A 16406-nucleotide genomic window follows, 5' to 3' on the forward strand; every position below is an offset into this window, starting at 1 on the left:
ACCGGGGCTTTTTCCCGTTCCGCAGAGGAAGCGCTTTGTAAAAAACCTTTTAAAGTCTGTTCAAAAGTTATTCACATATTCGGGCGCGGGCTGCGGTATACTATAACCGTCGAAAGGAATTGGAACGTTCCTGGAAGACAACCTCTTATTACACCTATTTCCCCTTTCTTTCATCTTTTCTTTTATCCTCTTTTTGAGAGCAACGGCTGCGCCCGGCTTCCATTTCCCCCATGGAGGCCGGGCGTTTCCCGTTTACTGGAAGCGCTGGAACGGACGGCCAAAAATCTTTCACAGCCTGTTCAAAATCTATTCACACATTCCGCGGCAAAGCGCGGTATACTGAATACGTCAGCAAGGGAAGCCGCAATCCCGAAGCTGACAGCCTACCGATCTTTTTATTTTTCTTTTACCCCCTTTTTTTGAATCTGTGTAGTGAACTGGCAAAGCGCCGTTGTCTCGTTTCCCCCAACGAGGCAGCGGCGCTTTCCATTTGCAGGGCTAACGCCTGGTCGGCGTGATTACACCACACGCGATTTTAGCGCCAGCGTTGCCGGAAGGCTGGGTCGTGAAATCGTCCGGCTGGCTGTGTACGATAACGGTCCGGCCGAGAATATCCGGCACGCGGAAGCGGTCGGTCAGCACAGCCATCCATGCGAAGCCGGTCAGGTCCGCAAACAGCGGCGGCAGGTCGCCCGCGTGATAGGGGTGCGGGCATCCGGCGGGATTGTAGTGTGTTCCCGCGCCGGCAAACGGGTCGCCAGCGTTGCCGGTGCAGGACGAGCCCTCGTGGATGTGCAGCGCAAAAATGGGCTGCGCACAGGCCATGCGCGTGACCGGCAGGCCGCGCACGGCGGCTGTGACCAGCACGCCCTGCGGCGTCTGGTAAAACGAAACGGTGCCTTCGATGCGTCTCCTGTCCGGCGCGGCCTGCAGCACGGCGGCCGCGTCCGGAAGCCGGTTTTGGATGACCGAGGCAAAATATTGTGAATTGGTTTGTTTCATGGTTGATTCCCTCCGTAAATCATCCTATGCGGCTGCGATTGCCCTTGCGAAAGACGCGGGGATGCGGTATACTAAAAATCAGGCAAGAAAAGATATGTTAGGAGTTGTTAACTATGGGTTGTTCGCATAACTGCGATTCCTGCTCCGCGGGCTGCGGCGGCGAAAAGAGCCTCAAAGTCGCGGCCAATCCCGCGGCAACGGTCAGAAAGGTGATCGGCGTCGTTTCCGGCAAGGGCGGCGTGGGCAAAAGCCTGCTGACCTCGATGCTGTCGGTCGGCATGACGCGCAGGGGCTATACCTGTGGAATTCTGGACGCCGACATTACGGGGCCGTCCATTCCCAAGACGTTCGGTGTGCATGACAAACTGGAGGGCTGCGAGGAGGGCATCCTGCCCGCGCGCAGCGAAGGCGGCGTGCAGATGATCTCGATTAATCTGGTGCTGCCGAACGAGGATGATCCGGTCATCTATCGTGGGCCGATCATCGCGGAAACGGTCAAGCAGTTCTGGTCAGATGTGATTTGGGACGACGTGGATTTCCTGTTCGTCGATATGCCGCCCGGCACGGGCGATGTGCCGCTAACCGTGTTCCAGTCCCTGCCGGTGGACGGCATTCTGGTCGTCACCTCGCCGCAGGACCTGGTTTCGATGATTGTGGGCAAGGCGGTCAAAATGGCAAAGATGATGAATATTCCGCTGATCGGCGTGGTCGAGAATTACAGCTATCTCGCCTGTCCGGACTGCGGCAAGCATATTCCGGTGTTTGGGGAGAGCCGTGTGGACGCGGTTGCGGCGGAGTACGGGCTGCCCGTGCTGGCCAAGCTGCCTATCGACCCGAAGCTCGCCGCAGCGGTCGACGCGGGCAGGATAGAGGACGCTAAGCTGCCGGACGAGCTGGCCGGCGCGCTGAAAGCGGTGGAGGATATCCGATGAACATCGGCGTAGCATATGAAAACGGGCGGATCGCGGGCAATCTGGGTGATTGCCGCACGTTCCTGATTGTTTCTGCGGAGGACGGGAACCCGACAGGCAAGCGCCTTGCCGCGGTGGAAGGCGGGAATACGACCGACCTGATCAAAATGGTGAGCATGGAAAAGGTGGACGCGCTGATCTGCGGCGCGCTCGGCCTTGCGCTGCGCAACGCGCTGGAGATGATCGGCGTGCTGCTTGTGCCGGGCTGCGAGGGAGCGGCGGAAGAAGCGGTCGCCAAGTTCCTGGTGGGCGAAAAACAGGGCGACCCGACCCTGCTGGAGATCGGCCGTGAGGAGGATCCGGACGATCCGATGGCGTGCATGCACGACTGTGCGAAGTGCGCGGGCTGCGGCCCGATCGAGATCCTCCGCCAGATACCCGCGGAGGAAGCGGGGGAATAAGGCATAAACGGCGTGTTCCTTGGGGCGCGTCGTTTTTTCAGATGAAAAAGAGTTCGCGCTGCTGGTCCGCCCAGTGCGAGGGTTTGGCATCGGCATGGGCGTGCATCGGGCATAGGGATGCAAAAACGGACGGGGGAAATCGTATTTTTCTCCAAAAATACCGATGCAATTTGCACGGGAGTGTTGTATAATACTCGTGTAACTGAAAAATGGGCGATTGCGCCCAGAACGAAAGGATTTTCAGGATGATGGATATTTCCGCCGCCCTGGTTGGCGGTCTGTTTGACGAGGATGGCGTTCCGGCTTACGCCCGTCCGGTGCTGTTCGGCACGGCGGGGGATGCGGTAAGCGCCTATCTGCCCGACGCGGTGGGTGCGCGCTTTTTCGTGCAGGGAGAGGGCGAGCCGCAGGTTGCGGGGACAGTGTGCGTCGCGGCGCAGGAGGACGGCCGTTTTGCCGCGCTAAAAGCGCTGCCCGCATGCGGGCATGTGCTGGTGATCGCGGCGCCGTTTGCCCTGACTGAACAGGATGCGCTGTACCATCTGGTGCAGACGCATACGGCCGCCGGCTATGGCGTGAGCGTGCTGGCCGCCGAGCAGCAGGGCTTTGACGCGGAAGGGCAGCCCCTCCCGCACGACGAGCGCTGCGTTGTGGCGGTATTTGCCTATGAGGTGCTGCAGAAGGCGCTGGCGGCGGGTTCGGATTCGCTGGACAGCCTGGTCGCCGCGGCGGTCGCCGCGGGCGCGCAGAAAGGCGTTGCGGTCACAAACGAGATTGTTGAGATCCGCGACGGGGGCTCGGCGTTTATCGCGTTCCGAGCCATGGTCAATCAGGTCAACTTCGGCCTGATCGAACAGGGCGTGCAGATTTTCGACCCCGCGAACACCTATATCGCGCCGGACGCTGAGATCGCCCCGGGCGCCACCATCCTGCCCGGCTGCCATATCCGTTCGGGCTGCAAGGTGGGTGCGGGTGCGGTCATCGGACCGAATTCCATTCTGGAAAAAGCGGAGATCGGCGCGGGTACCACGGTCAACAATTCCCAGGTGTACGAGTCCACGGTCGGCGCGCACGCCACGGTCGGCCCGTTCGCCTATATCCGCCCGCAGTGCGTGGTGGGCGACCATTGCCGCATCGGGGATTTTGTTGAGCTGAAAAAATCCTCCATCGGCAACGGCACCAAGGTGTCGCACCTGACCTATATCGGCGACGCGACCGTCGGCGAGCGGGTCAACTTCGGCTGCGGCACGGTGGTTGTCAATTACGACGGATATCACAAAAACCAGACCGTGATCGGGGACGACTGTTTTATCGGCTGCAATACCAACTTGGTTTCGCCTGTCACGCTGGGCGACCGCGTGTTCACCGCGGCCGGCACCACGGTGACGAAAAACGTGCCGGATGGCGCGCTGGCGGTCGCGCGCGCGCGGCAGACTACGCTCGAGGGATGGAACGACCGCCGCCGCGCGGCGCACGAAAAAGAAAAGGACCAATAAAACAGACATAAAAAATATGACGGAGGGGCAAATCGAATGATTTCTCACGGAAAAAACATTAAAATCCTGTCCGGCAACTCGCATCCGGCGCTCGCCATGCAGATCGCGTCGGCGCTCGGCCTGCCGATCGGCAAATCCCTGATCTCCACCTTTGCGGATGGGGAGATTTCGGTGTCCATTATGGAATCGGTGCGCGGCTCGGATGTGTTCCTGGTGCAGTCCACCTGCGGTCCGGTGAACAACAACCTGATGGAGCTGCTCATCATGATCGATTCCTGCAAGCGCGCGTCCGCGGGCCGCATCACGGCGGTCATCCCGTATTTCGGCTATGCGCGGCAGGACCGTAAGAGCAAGGCACGCGACCCGATCTCCGCCAAGCTGGTGGCCAACCTGATCACGGCCGCGGGTGCGGACCGCGTGCTGACCATGGACCTGCATGCGGCGCAGATCCAGGGCTTTTTCGACATACCGGTGGACAATATGCTCGGCTCCTCCGTACTCATCCCGTATATCGCGGGCAAGTTCGGCGTCGGCACGGACGATACGGTTATCGTCTCGCCCGACCTCGGCTCGGTCACGCGCGCGCGGAAATTCACCGAAAAGCTGGACATGCCGCTTGCGATTATCGACAAGCGCCGCCCCAAGGCGAACGTGTCCGAGGTCATGAACATCATCGGCAACGTCGAGGGGAAGAAATGTATCCTGGTGGACGACCTGATCGACACCGCCGGCACGCTGTGCCATGCGGCGGACGCGCTGGTGGAAAAGGGTGGCGCGACCGAGGTGTACGCCTGCGCCACGCACGGCGTGCTCTCCGGCCCCGCGATCGAGCGCATCAAGGACAGCCCGATCAAGGAGCTGGCGATCCTGGATACCATCCCGCTGGCGAGCGAGAAAAAGCTGGACAAGATTAACGTCCTGTCCGTGGCGCCAGTGTTTACTGAGGCGATCGCGCGTATTTACGAGGAAGTATCGGTATCGACGCTCTTCGACTGAGCAGCGGGGCGGCCCTTTGTTAAAAATGCCGCGCAGGCTGCGGCTTGAAATGAGAATGGGGGAGGCGGACAGTCGGTTGTCCGCCTCCTTTTTAAGAAAGGAGCGTATATGCGGAAAGCGGTTGCCTATCTGGCGGTCAGCCTGGATGGATATATCGCGGACGCAGACGGCGGCGTGGGCTGGCTGGGCGCGTTTGCAGACGAGCAGGAGGACAGAGGTTACGAGGCGTTTGTGCAGAGCGTGGACACGGTCGTGATGGGCGGGCGGACCTACCGCCAGGTCGCGGAAGAACTCTCGCCCGGCGCGTGGCCGTACGAGGGGCTGGATTGCTGGGTCTGGACGCAGCAAAACGGCCCGCTGCCTCACGCGCGCCGTATTGAGGGCGGGCTGGCGGCCTGGCTGCATGCGGAAAAGCAAAAGGCTGGCAGGGGGATCTGGCTGTGCGGCGGCGCGGCGCTGATCGCGGCGGCATCGGACGCGGGCGAGGTCGACCGCTGGCACCTGACCGTGCTGCCCGTCCTGCTGGGCGGTGGCATCCGGCTGTTTCCCGAGGGGCGGGCGCAGCGCCTGCGTCTGGTTTCCGTGCGGCAGGTGGGCGGTGCCGCAGAGCTGATCTATGAGCCGGCGATGGGGTAAAATACCGGTGCAACGCACCGTAGTGGACAAAAGCGTCCGGCTGGTATGCCGGACGCGAGGTGATGACATTCGGAGAAAAGCTCAAAGCAATTCGCATCAAAGCGGAATGCTCGCAGGAGGAGACGGAAACAACCGGAGGGAGCCGCTGCTGGGACATTTCTCTGTATGATATTGTGGCGCAGCTGCGAAAAACAAACAAGAGGTGAAGCAATGAAAGTATTGGCGGTTGGCGACGTGGTCGGCGAGGCGGGGATCGATACCCTGCACGGCCTGCTGCGCCGCGTCAAACGGGAACACGGGGCGGATTTTGTCATTGTCAACGGTGAAAACGCCGCAGGGCGCGGCATCATGCCAAAGCAGGCGGACGATATTTTTTCCGCGGGCGCGGATATCATCACGCTGGGCAACCATGCGTTTTCCAAGCAACAGATCGCGCCCTATCTGGATGAGCATCCGGACGTGCTGCGTCCGGCCAACCTCGCCCCGCAGAGCCCAGGGCGAGGCTGGGGCGTTTTCGACGGGCCGCAGGGCTTGCGCCTGCTCGTGATGAACCTGATCGGCCGCTGCGATATGCACTACGGGCCGGATAACCCGTTCCTGTGCGCGGATAAAATCCTGCGCGAGGCGGCGGGACAGTACGATATCGCGCTCGCCGAGATCCATGCAAACGCCACCAGCGAAAAGCTCGCCATGGGCTATTATCTGGATGGGCGCGCGGCCGCGGTCTGGGGGACGCACACCCATGTGCAGACCGCGGACAACCGCGTCAACCCCAAGGGCGCGGGCTATATCACGGATATCGGCATGACCGGTCCGGTCGTGTCCGTGCTGGGGGTGTGCGTGGAGCAGTCGGTCGCCATGTTCCGCGGCGACCTGACTGAATATTTCAAAACCGCCCCCGGCGACTGTGCGCTTTCGGGAGCGGTCTTTACGATCGGACGGGACGGCAGATGCGCGTCGGTCGCCCGCGTATGGGAACGGTGGGCCGTCCGCTAAGGGCTATTCGGACAGGATGGCGGTTACAGAATCGTTTGCAGCTTCGGGCAGCAGGGCGTCCCTGGCGGCGTCCTGCTGCCAGTCGTTATAGTCCGTGATGCCCTCGCCCGCATTCGGGTGGACGTGCGAGTACGCCAGGTCGGCCACGAACAGCGTAAGCAGCACGGCGCACAGCGTGTTCTGCCGGGCAGGGGAGAGCCGGTCGAGCAGCCCGCCGAGCAACGGACCGGCGAAATATACGACCGCGCAGCAGCCCAGGCCGAAGATCACCGCGCCCTCCAGGCAGATACGGCCATTCAGGTTCATGAAGTAGCCGCTGTAATCCCACCAGCGGATGCCCTTGGTGACCTCCAGATACCAACTGGAGAAATACTCGATGACCGAGCAAAGCACCATGGAGACCAGGAAGGTCGCCACCGGCCGGGTGAACAGCTTTTTCAGCAGCAGGAGCACGAGCGCGCCGCCCGCGCCGTAGATGGGCAGCCAAGGGCCGAGCATCGTGCCGCGGTTGACGAACATGCCCTTGGTGACGATGTGCAGCGCGACCTCCCAGACCCAGCCGATGAACGCGAAAGTGAAGAACAGCAGGATAAGCGTGCGCAGGCCGTAATGCCGGTTATAGTCCAGCTTGTGACGCTGGGCGTAGTGGAACACCGGATCCTCCGGTAGGCGCACGTCCGCGTCGGGCAGGCGGGGCTTTTCGCCCGCCGGCGCCGTCTCGCCGAAAGCGGGGACCACAAACAGGGCGGAAAGTGGCGTGCCCGCGTCAAGCTGCGCCTGCCGAAGTGCGGCGTACAGGCCTGCGTCGGTGGCGGAGCGGTAGCCGTTGACGAACAGCAGGGACAGCAGTCCGGCCGCTGCCGCCGCGAGCGACTGGCACAGCGCGACATCGCCGGTCGCCAGGCCGATGGCCGTTCCGAGCACGGTGGAGGCCAGCAGAGGTAAAAAGGTCCAGTGCAGGTAGAACGTCAGGTCAAGCACGAAGCAGCGCCATTTATTGCCCCGCATCATCTGGCGGGACAGACGGAGCGTCTCGGCGGGCCTGGCCTGCGGGTTTTCCGCCAGGATATACGGCACCATGCGGTAGGAGTACAGCTTGACCGGAAAGCCGACGATGGTACACGCCCACAGCAGCAGGAACAGCGAGCGCAGGAACATGCCCTTTGCCACGTTCCGCCAGCAGCCGTGCTGGAAAGGCGTGAACATCGCAGCGATGCTGATATTGTCGCGCACGCGGCTTTCCAGCAGGAAGCGCCGCGCGCCCACGCTGACTGCGCTCAGTACCCAGATGGTGAACCACAGCCCGCCTGCGATGCCAAGCGCGGCCAGCGCGATATCCAGCCAGCCTGCGAACCGCGAGCGCTCGAGCAGCGCAAAAAACGCGGAGAATGGCGCGGTAAGCGTATCAAAGGCCGGCGCGAGGCTCTGGTCAGCCGCGGCCCACATGGGGTGCGTGCCGTCCATCGGGTCGATGCGCAGCCATTCGAGCAGCAGCTCCCAGTTGGACAGGCTGACCGCCTGGATCGCGACCTGGTCGTCCGGCAGCATGGCGGATGGGTCAAACTGGCCGATGAAATCCGCCGACCCCGCAAATTCCGCGCCCGTGAAGGCGAGGATAAAGCATACTGCGACCGTAGCGGCCCAGTTCCGCAAAAACTGCCGCTTACCGCGCCGCTTGAGTTCTTTTCGTTGCCACATAAAAATTGCTTTCCCTTTTTGTTTTTTGTGAATTTGACAAATTATGATGGAGTTTTGACAATGCTTGCCTTTATTCTCGCACCTTTTTATAGTTTCGTCAATGTATTTTTGGCGCGCTGGGTGCTGCGATGGACGGGTGCGTGCCATCGGGTGTTCGGCACGCGGGCGTTCCGCGTGTTGTTCCTGGCCGTTTACAGCTTTGCCGCCTTGACCCCGCTGACTGGCTTTCTGGTGCAGTCCCCGCCCGCGCTGCGGCGGCTGCTCAAGCAGGTAAGCAATTACTGGCTGGGCTGGATGCTGTACCTCCTCCTTGCCGTGCTGGCGGTGGAGGCGCTCCTGGCCTGCCTGCGCCGCATCCAGCGCAGGGACTTCGCGCAAATGCAGCGCGTACGGCAGGTGCAGGGCGGCGCCGCCCTGGCGCTGGTGTGCGCGGTGTGCCTGTACGGCATGGCCAACGCCCGTACGCTGCGCGTGACGGAGTATGCGGTCACGCTGGAGGGCGCGGGGGAAGACATGACCGTCGCGCTGCTGGCCGACCTGCATCTCGGCTACAGCACCGACCCTGCCTATATCGAGCGGGCAGCGCAGGCGGTGAACGATATGCAGCCCGACCTGATCGTGGTCGCGGGGGATATCTTTGACAATGAATACGAAGCCGTGCCGGAGCCTGACCGCATCGCGGCGGCGCTGGCTTCCATGCATAGCACATACGGCGCTTATGCATGCTGGGGCAACCACGACCTGTCTGAGCCGATCCTGGCGGGCTTTACCTGGGACACCGAGGATGAGGAGAAAAACGACCCCCAAATGGCCGGTTTCCTGCGACGCGCGGGGATAAATCTGCTGGAAGATGAAAAAGTTACATTAAAAAACGGCGTCCAGCTCGTCGGCCGCAAGGACCCTTCGCGGGACAGGAAATTGGGGGATGAACGGCTCAGTCCTGCAGAATGGGCTGGCCTGCTCGAACCAGAAAAGCCCGCTTTCGTGATCGACCATCAGCCGAAGGAGCTGGAGGCGCTGGCCGAGGCGGGCTTTGATCTGGATTTGTCCGGACATACGCATGGCGGACAGGTGTTTCCCAGCAACCTGATCATGGGCTTTTTGTGGGAAAATCCCTGCGGAATGGTGCAAATAAAGGACATGTTTTCGGTTGTCACGTCCGGTTTAGGGGTGTGGGGACCGGATATGCGGGTCGGTACGGCAAGCGAGGTCGTAAAAATCAGTGTGCATTTTGGGGGATAATGCACGGAATACAGGTGTCCATATGAGGGAAACACACGAAAATGGAACGCTGAATTTGTACATAGTGCAAGAACTTGAGAGAAAGCTTGCAAAAATTCGAAAATTTATTGACGGCGCCCCAGGTTTTGATGTATGCTATAAATGAACTACAATAGGCCTTGGCAAATTATGTGAAAAAATTGTCGAAGCCGTGTATGGCACACCGATCGAGCGCGTGGGAAACCGCCGGAAAACGGTGTGAAAGGAGGAAAAGAACAGATGAACCAGTTGCTGAAAAAATTTACTTTTACAGACGAACTGACCGATGTCATCGAAAACTGTAAGGGCGTATCCGTGCCAACCAGCAAGGCGGAGCTGTACGACATGGTGTTCGGTCCGGACAAAGCCGATGTATATGACGTTGTGTTCGACGTTCCGGGCAAGGGTCCGGTGAAGGAAGCGGACGTGACCCGCTGCAAGAACGGCGCTTCGGTCAACTTTGTGGAGGACTACATGCGCCGCCGCGAGCCGGACTGCATGCGCATCGCCGACGATAAGCCGACCGATAAAAAGCGTTTCGCCGACGTTTACGGCTATCCCTTCAGCGACCTGCGGAAAGAAACCATGGAGTGGTTCAAGACGCAGGAGCTTATCCTCATGCCGTTTAACTCGGGCGGCAATATCTACGGCTACGGCTCCATGCTGGTCTGCCCCAAGCCGTGCGCGTTCTTCGCGTTCGCGTTGGCACATCTGCAGGGCTTTGTTAACGCTGAGGAGACCGAGGGCTATAAGCCGCGCGCGATCGTTTACGTCGCGCCCCCGTTCCGCCACACCCACTTCGAGGGCAAGCAGGTCGTTGTACACAACCGTCTGGACGACTGCCACGAGGTGTTCTCCTACAACCTGTATCCCGGCCCGTCCGCGAAAAAGGGCGTGTACTCCGTGCTGCTCGATATCGGCGAGCAGGAGGGCTGGACTACCTGCCACACCTCCTGCGGCCGTCTGGTTACGCCGTATGAGAACGAAATGGTTATTATGCACGAGGGCGCGTCCGGCGGCGGCAAGAGCGAGATGCTGCAGGACATTGCCCGCGAGCCGGACAACCGTGTGCTGCTTTCCAAGAACACTGTGACCGGCGAGGAAACCTACCTCAACATGGGACAGACCTGTGCCATCGAGCCGGTGTGCGACGATATGGCGACCTGCTATCCGGCGGTCCAGAACAACTCCGGCAAGCTCGTCCTGGTGGACGGCGAGGACGGCTGGTTCCTCCGCATGGACGGCGTGACCCATTACGGCTGCGATCCGGTATACGAGCGCATCTGCACCGAGCCGAAGGAGCCGCTCTGCTTCTTCAACATGGAGGGCCACGCGGGCGCGACCCTGCTGATATGGGAGCATACGCTCGATTCCAACGGCAAGCCCTGCTCCAACCCGCGCGCGATTGTGCCGCGCTGGGATATCCCTCATATCGTCAAGGAGCCGGTAGAGGTTGACGTGCGCTCGTTCGGTGTGCGCATGCCCCCCTCCACCCGCGAGAACCCGAACTACGGCATCATGGGCATGATGCATATCATCCCGCCCGCACTCGCCTGGCTGTGGCGCCTGGTCGCGCCGCGCGGCTTCAACAACCCGTCCATTGTGACCGGCAACGAGCTGAAGAGCGAGGGCGTCGGCTCCTACTGGCCGTTTGCCACCGGTCTGCGCGTCAAGCAGGCCAATCTGCTGCTCGACCAGATCCTCAAGAGCCCGAACACCCGCTATGTGCTGATCCCGAACCAGCATATCGGCGTGTACAAGGTCGGCTTCGCGGCCGAGTGGATCAGCCGCGAGTACCTGGCGCGCCACGGCGGCGCGAAGATCCGCCGCGAGCATCTCGAGCCGGCGCGCTGCCCGCTGCTTGGCTACGCGATGAAGGATATGACCATCGACGGCCAGCGCATCCGCTCCAAGTACCTGCGCGTCGATACCCAGGACCGTGTGGGCGAGGATGGCTACGATGCCGGCGCGAAGATCCTGACCGACTTCTTCCGCAAGGAGGTTGCCAAGTTTGATACGCCGGATCTCGATCCGCGCGGCAAGCAGATCATCGACTGCTTCATGAACGGCGGCACGCTCGCGGACTACGAAGCGATCACCCCGACCAATCTTTGATCCGCGCGGCGGAAAGAATAACGCAAAACCGCTCAGGGGGATTCCCTGAGCGGTTTTTTAAGTGGGTGTGATGGAAAGCACGGTCAGCACGCCGCCCTCCACGGTGAAGTGCACCTCGAAGCCGGCGAACGGGAACCCGTAGACGCGGCCAGGTTCGTCCTGATAGCCGGGGCGCGGGTCCTGCGCGAGCACCGCAAGCAGGGACTGCCGCCGGCCGGCGGGCAGGCTGTCGAGCAGGCGGGGCGGGCAGGAAACCTGCACGGCGTCCGTGGGCAAGGCGAAGCCGCTCGAAGCCTCAGGATGCGCGTCCGTGTAGGCGAGGTAGGGCTTGATATCCAACAGGGGCGTGCCGTCCATCAGGTCGGCGCCCGACACATGGAGTACCGGCCCGTCCGGCGTCCACGGCTCGACGCGCTCCAGCCGAACCGAGGAAAGGCCGATGGCGTTCGGCCGGAACGGCGAGCGCGTCGCGAATACGCCGACGCGCCGGTTGCCACCGAGCTTGGGCGGGCGCACGGTAGGCGACCAGCCCTCCCGCACGGCTTCGGAAAACTGCCAGATCAGCCACAGGTGGGAAAAACCGTCGATCCCGCGCAGCGCGTCGGCGTTGCGGTAGGGGGGCTCGAATACGATGCGGGCCGGCGTGTCCGCCAGCCCGCTCTGGCGCGGGATGCCGAACTTGGTGGGGAAGTCGCTGCGGATGCGCGCGATGATGTGCATGGGGATGGGATGTGACATGGGGGTGGCTCCTCTGCTTTGGGGTTGTGTCCAGTATAGCATGCCCGCGGCGCCGGCGCAATCCGGCGGCGGAGGGTCCGCGCAGTCTTTTACAGATTGTTAATGCTTTTTCGAATGGAAAGCAGTATAATGGAAGCATACTATCGGAAAGCAGGGGAGAACAATGCCCAAAAAGATATTGATTGTTGAAGATGAAGCGAATATCCGCGAGCTGCTCCGTCTTTATCTGGAGCGGGAGGGCTATACCGTGATAGAAGCGGAAAACGGCGTTGAGGGGATCAAAAAGTGGAAGTCCGAAAAGCCGGACATGCTGCTGCTCGACGTGATGATGCCTGTGATGGACGGCTGGGCCGTCTGCAAGGAGATCCGCGCGGAAAGCGATGTGCCGATCATCATGCTGACCGCGAAGGGCGAGACCGCGGACCGCGTTTCCGGTCTGGAGATGGGGGCGGACGACTATATCGTAAAGCCGCTTGAAATGCCCGAGGTCATCGCGCGCGTGCGCGCGGTGTTCCGCCGCATGGCGCCGGATGACGCGCCGGAGAAGCTGTCTTTCGACAACCTGGTGATCGACAAGCAGGCCTATGACCTGGTCATCCGCGGCAAGCGTGTGGACGCGCCGCCCAAGGAGATCGAGCTGCTGTACTACCTCGCGTCCAGCCCCAACCGCGTGTTTACGCGTGCGCAGCTGCTTGACGATGTGTGGGGCTTCGATTACTTCGGCGATACCCGCACGGTGGATGTACATGTCAAGCGCCTGCGCGAAAAGCTGGAGGGCGTTTCGGATAAATGGGAGCTGAAAACGGTCTGGGGCGTGGGATACAAGTTCGAGACCAAGGAGTAAGCGATGGGCAGACACAGCTTTTTTTTCAAAAACTATGTGACGCACCTGGTGCTGATCGTATGTGCGTTTGCTATGGCGGGCGGTGTGTTTTACTATCAGATGAGCAACTACGCGCTTTCCGCCAAGCAGACCGAGCTGCGCACGACCGTGAAGAGCATCGCGGAGCAGACCGAGCTGCTGCGCGGCAGCACCTCGGAGGAGTTCGAGCAGTTTTACATCCTTTCGATCGCGCGCGTTGCCAAGGAGGACGCCATCACCGTGCTGGTCACGGATGAGGACGGTATCATCCAGATGGCCGCCGCGCCGGATGGAACGGCCTACACCATGCCAGGCTATATGATTCCGCCCGAGGTCACCAGCCAGGTGCGCACATCCGGCACGTATGCCGCGGTCGGGTCGCTCGGCGTGCTGACCGCGGCGTCGAGCTATACGGTCGGTACGACGGTGATCAATGAGACGGGTGAGATTACCGCTCTGGTGTTTGTCTCCGCGCAGGACCCGGAGACCGCGGGCGTGGTGCGCCACTCCACACAGACCCTGGTGCTGATCCTGCTGATTACGCTGGTGGTCCTGCTGATTATTTCGTTTATCATTTCGCAGCATGTCACCCGCCCGCTCAAGGTGATCGCGGCGGCGGCGAAGGAATTCGCGGCCGGCAATTTTGATGTGCGCGTGCCAGAGGACAACCGTTCGTATGAGATAGACGAGCTGGCGGTGTCGTTCAATAACATGGCGCGCGACCTGAACCAGCTCGAGGAGCTGACGCGCGGCTTCATCTCCAACGTCAGCCACGAGTTCAAGACCCCGATGACGACGATCGGCGGCTTTGTGGATGGGATGATCGACGGCACCATCCTCCCCGACCAGCATGACAAATACCTGCGCATCATTGCCGAGGAGACGCGCCGCCTGTCCCGCATGGTGAACCGCATGCTGGATGCGGCCAAGATACAGTCGGGAGAGTTGCTGCTCGCGCCCGCGCCGTTCGATTTTTCCGAGATGACCAGCCAGATCATCCTTTCGTTCGAGCAGAAGATTGAAAAGAAGCGGCTCGACGTGGCGTGCGAGCTGGACGACCGGCTGATGGTCATGGGTGATCGCGACCATCTGTACCGCGTGGTATATAACCTGGTGGACAACGCGGTCAAATTCATCAATGAGGGCGGCCGGCTCACGCTGCGCGCCCATCCGGAGGGGACGTTCTGCGCCTTTTCCATCAGCAACACGGGCGCGGGTATTTCGGCGGAGGAGCTGCCGCATGTGTTCGACCGCTTTTACAAGGCCGACCGCTCGCGCTCCTTGGACAAGACAGGGGCGGGGCTGGGGCTGTATATCGTCAAAAACATCATCAACCTGCACGGCGGGGAGATATCCGTCCGTTCGGATGACGGGGAAACCGAGTTCTCGTTTACGCTGCCGCTGGCCCCGCCGCAGCTGCCGGGCAGCAAACAATGACGCGCTGCGCGCAGCGGCGGAGGACCGGCCGGTCCTCCGCCGTTTTTTGCACACGGGGCCGAATTCATGATTTGTTCATATTGTTTTCAACAAACTGCCACAATGGCGGGTTAGAATGAAAGCACAAAACCGATAGGGAGGCCATTACAATGGACGACTTCAATAACAACTATACGCCGGCCCCGGGCGGCGATGACCATACTGAACCGCAGCAGCCCGTTATGGAGCCGCAGAATGAAACGCCGGCACAGCCGGCTCAGGGAACGCAGGAGACGCCGCGGGAAGAGCCGCAGGCATCCGGCGCGCCTCGCGCCGAAGAACCGCGCACTCCGTACCAGACGCCGGTGCAGCATCCAGCGTACCAGGCCCCATACCAGGCGCCGCATGCCGAACCGGCCGGCCAGCCGCAGCCGCCGAAAAAGAAGAAAGGGCGCGGGAAGGGCATTGTCATCGGCCTGTGCAGCGTCGCGGCGGCCTGCCTGCTGTTTGCAGGCGGTGCGGTGATCGGGCATATCGTTTCCAATAACGGCGGCGCGCCTGCGGGAGGCGGCACCACGGCGGGCAGCATGCCCACCGTGCAGATATCCGACACGCCGGAATACGATCCGGATAATTACGACGTGGTCAACGGTCTGGCGGGCGAGGAGATCTACAAAAAAGTAAGCCCGTCGATCGTATCGGTCATTGCGACCGGTGGCAGCGGGTCGGGCGTTATCATGAGCGAGGACGGTTACATCATCACCAATAACCATGTTGTCGAGGACGCGGAGCAGGTGATGGTCCAGCTCAGCGACGGGACGCAGATGCCGGCCGAGATCATCGGCACGGACGAGCAGACCGACCTGGCGGTACTCAAGGTGGAGCCGGACGGGACGCTTACGGCGGCCGAGTTCGGCAATTCGGATGAGCTGCAGCCCGGCGAATATGCGTACGCGCTCGGTTCGCCCGGCGGCGTGCAGTTTGCCAACACGATCACGGGCGGCCGCATTTCCGCGATCAACCGCGACGTGACCATCAACGACCGCGTGATGACCCTGATCCAGACCGACGCTTCTATTAACCCGGGCAACTCGGGCGGCGCGCTGATTAACAAATACGGGCAGGTGGTCGGCATTACCTCTGCCAAGCTTTCGAGCAATGCGTTCAGCGAGGCGTCGATCGAGGGCATGGGCTTCGCCATCCCGATCAACATGGCCAAGGAGGTCGTCGATGAGCTGATTGTCAACGGCTATGTCGCGGGGCGTCCGTCCATCGGCATTTCGGGATATAATGTGGAATCCGCGGACGGTAGCATCGCGGGCGTGCAGGTGGACTCGATCGACTCGCGCGCCAAGGCGGCCGACGAGGGGCTGCAGGTTGGCGACGTCATTGTAGCGGTGGATGGTACGCCTACCCCGACCATGGACGACGTGAATGAAGTCAAGGAAGACAAAAAGGCAGGCGACAAGATCACGCTGACGGTTTACCGCATTTCGACCGGCAAACGGCTCAACGTCACGATCACACTGATGGACGCGCACGACCTGGAGGGCGAGGATCCGGCTGCGCAGGACGCGCAGAGCCAGCAGGATGATGGTTCGCAGTATTACCAAAGCCCGTTTCCGTTCTTCGGCTGGTAACGTACCTCACTGAACGCATACGGATTTCAGTGAGGTGGGACGCACCGCGGCGCGGCCGCGGATGCGTCCAAAGCTCCGGCGCGCGCAGCGCGCGAAGCCTTACTCCACACTGGTATAAAAGCCGAGGCGCTTGTCCTCGGCTTTTATGAAAACAGGCCGCTTCTGCGGCCTGTTTTCTG

General features: G+C 61.3%; 14 protein-coding genes. 11 read left to right on the forward strand and 3 right to left on the reverse strand.

Annotation, left to right across the window (positions count from 1 at the left end; genetic code table 11):
* Nucleotides 1–498 precede the first annotated feature (498 nt).
* Entirely contained in the window at nt 499–1002 is a 504-nt protein-coding gene (locus H8S45_RS08730; protein ID WP_054327486.1) for a superoxide dismutase family protein, read from the reverse strand.
* Nucleotides 1003–1115: 113 nt separating this feature from the next.
* On the opposite strand from H8S45_RS08730, the gene H8S45_RS08735 reads away from it, so the two are divergent.
* The 6 genes from H8S45_RS08735 to H8S45_RS08760 all read left to right on the forward strand — a co-directional run bounded on the left by H8S45_RS08735 (nt 1116) and on the right by H8S45_RS08760 (nt 6498).
* Nucleotides 1116–1934, forward strand: a complete 819-nt coding sequence (locus H8S45_RS08735) for a P-loop NTPase (RefSeq protein ID WP_054327485.1) — start codon at nt 1116–1118, stop codon at nt 1932–1934.
* The gene (locus H8S45_RS08740; protein ID WP_054327484.1) at nt 1931–2374 is read left to right on the forward strand and encodes a NifB/NifX family molybdenum-iron cluster-binding protein; all 444 of its coding nucleotides are present in this window, start codon (nt 1931–1933) and stop codon (nt 2372–2374) included. The genes H8S45_RS08735 and H8S45_RS08740 overlap by 4 nt, the downstream gene beginning before the upstream one ends.
* Nucleotides 2375–2619: 245 nt before the next feature.
* The gene (locus H8S45_RS08745; RefSeq protein WP_147574187.1) at nt 2620–3870 is read left to right on the forward strand and encodes a DapH/DapD/GlmU-related protein; all 1251 of its coding nucleotides are present in this window, start codon (nt 2620–2622) and stop codon (nt 3868–3870) included.
* A 36-nt stretch (nt 3871–3906) separates the two neighbouring features.
* On the forward strand, nt 3907–4866 hold the full coding sequence (locus H8S45_RS08750; RefSeq protein WP_054327482.1) for a ribose-phosphate diphosphokinase: 960 nt from the start codon (nt 3907–3909) through the stop codon (nt 4864–4866).
* A gap of 108 nt (nt 4867–4974) precedes the next feature.
* Nucleotides 4975–5502 carry a dihydrofolate reductase family protein gene (locus H8S45_RS08755; protein ID WP_054327481.1) on the forward strand — a complete coding sequence of 176 codons (528 nt, stop codon included), beginning with the start codon at nt 4975–4977 and terminating at the stop codon, nt 5500–5502.
* 210 nt (nt 5503–5712) lie between these two features.
* Nucleotides 5713–6498 carry a TIGR00282 family metallophosphoesterase gene (locus H8S45_RS08760; RefSeq protein ID WP_054327480.1) on the forward strand — a complete coding sequence of 262 codons (786 nt, stop codon included), beginning with the start codon at nt 5713–5715 and terminating at the stop codon, nt 6496–6498.
* Nucleotides 6499–6501: 3 nt separating this feature from the next.
* On the opposite strand, the gene H8S45_RS08765 is transcribed toward H8S45_RS08760, so the two are convergent.
* Nucleotides 6502–8196, reverse strand: coding sequence for a DUF975 family protein (locus tag H8S45_RS08765; RefSeq protein ID WP_054327479.1), 1695 nt, complete (start codon nt 8194–8196; stop codon nt 6502–6504).
* A gap of 60 nt (nt 8197–8256) precedes the next feature.
* Here H8S45_RS08765 and H8S45_RS08770 point away from each other — a divergent pair, with 60 nt between their 5' ends.
* Together H8S45_RS08770 and H8S45_RS08775 are read left to right on the forward strand one after the other, a co-directional pair.
* A complete protein-coding gene (locus tag H8S45_RS08770; protein ID WP_147574203.1) occupies nt 8257–9438 on the forward strand; it encodes a metallophosphoesterase in 1182 nt (393 codons plus the stop codon).
* 258 nt (nt 9439–9696) lie between these two features.
* Nucleotides 9697–11571 carry a DUF4914 family protein gene (locus H8S45_RS08775; RefSeq protein WP_054327476.1) on the forward strand — a complete coding sequence of 625 codons (1875 nt, stop codon included), beginning with the start codon at nt 9697–9699 and terminating at the stop codon, nt 11569–11571.
* 57 nt (nt 11572–11628) lie between these two features.
* On the opposite strand, the gene tsaA is transcribed toward H8S45_RS08775, so the two are convergent.
* The gene (tsaA, locus tag H8S45_RS08780) at nt 11629–12309 is read right to left on the reverse strand and encodes a tRNA (N6-threonylcarbamoyladenosine(37)-N6)-methyltransferase TrmO (RefSeq protein ID WP_186949990.1); all 681 of its coding nucleotides are present in this window, start codon (nt 12307–12309) and stop codon (nt 11629–11631) included.
* Between the two features lie 163 nt (nt 12310–12472).
* Here tsaA and H8S45_RS08785 point away from each other — a divergent pair, with 163 nt between their 5' ends.
* The 3 genes from H8S45_RS08785 to H8S45_RS08795 all read left to right on the forward strand — a co-directional run bounded on the left by H8S45_RS08785 (nt 12473) and on the right by H8S45_RS08795 (nt 16227).
* The gene (locus tag H8S45_RS08785) at nt 12473–13153 is read left to right on the forward strand and encodes a response regulator transcription factor (RefSeq protein ID WP_054327475.1); all 681 of its coding nucleotides are present in this window, start codon (nt 12473–12475) and stop codon (nt 13151–13153) included.
* 3 nt (nt 13154–13156) lie between these two features.
* Nucleotides 13157–14608: a HAMP domain-containing sensor histidine kinase gene (locus H8S45_RS08790; RefSeq protein WP_147574190.1), complete on the forward strand. Its 1452-nt coding sequence runs from the start codon at nt 13157–13159 to the stop codon at nt 14606–14608.
* A 149-nt stretch (nt 14609–14757) separates the two neighbouring features.
* Complete coding sequence (locus H8S45_RS08795) at nt 14758–16227, forward strand: S1C family serine protease (RefSeq protein WP_054327473.1); 1470 nt, start codon at nt 14758–14760, stop codon at nt 16225–16227.
* Nucleotides 16228–16406 lie beyond the last annotated feature (179 nt).

Source organism: Agathobaculum faecis (assembly GCF_014287995.1).
GTDB classification, from domain to species: Bacteria; Bacillota; Clostridia; order Oscillospirales; family Butyricicoccaceae; genus Agathobaculum; species Agathobaculum ammoniilyticum.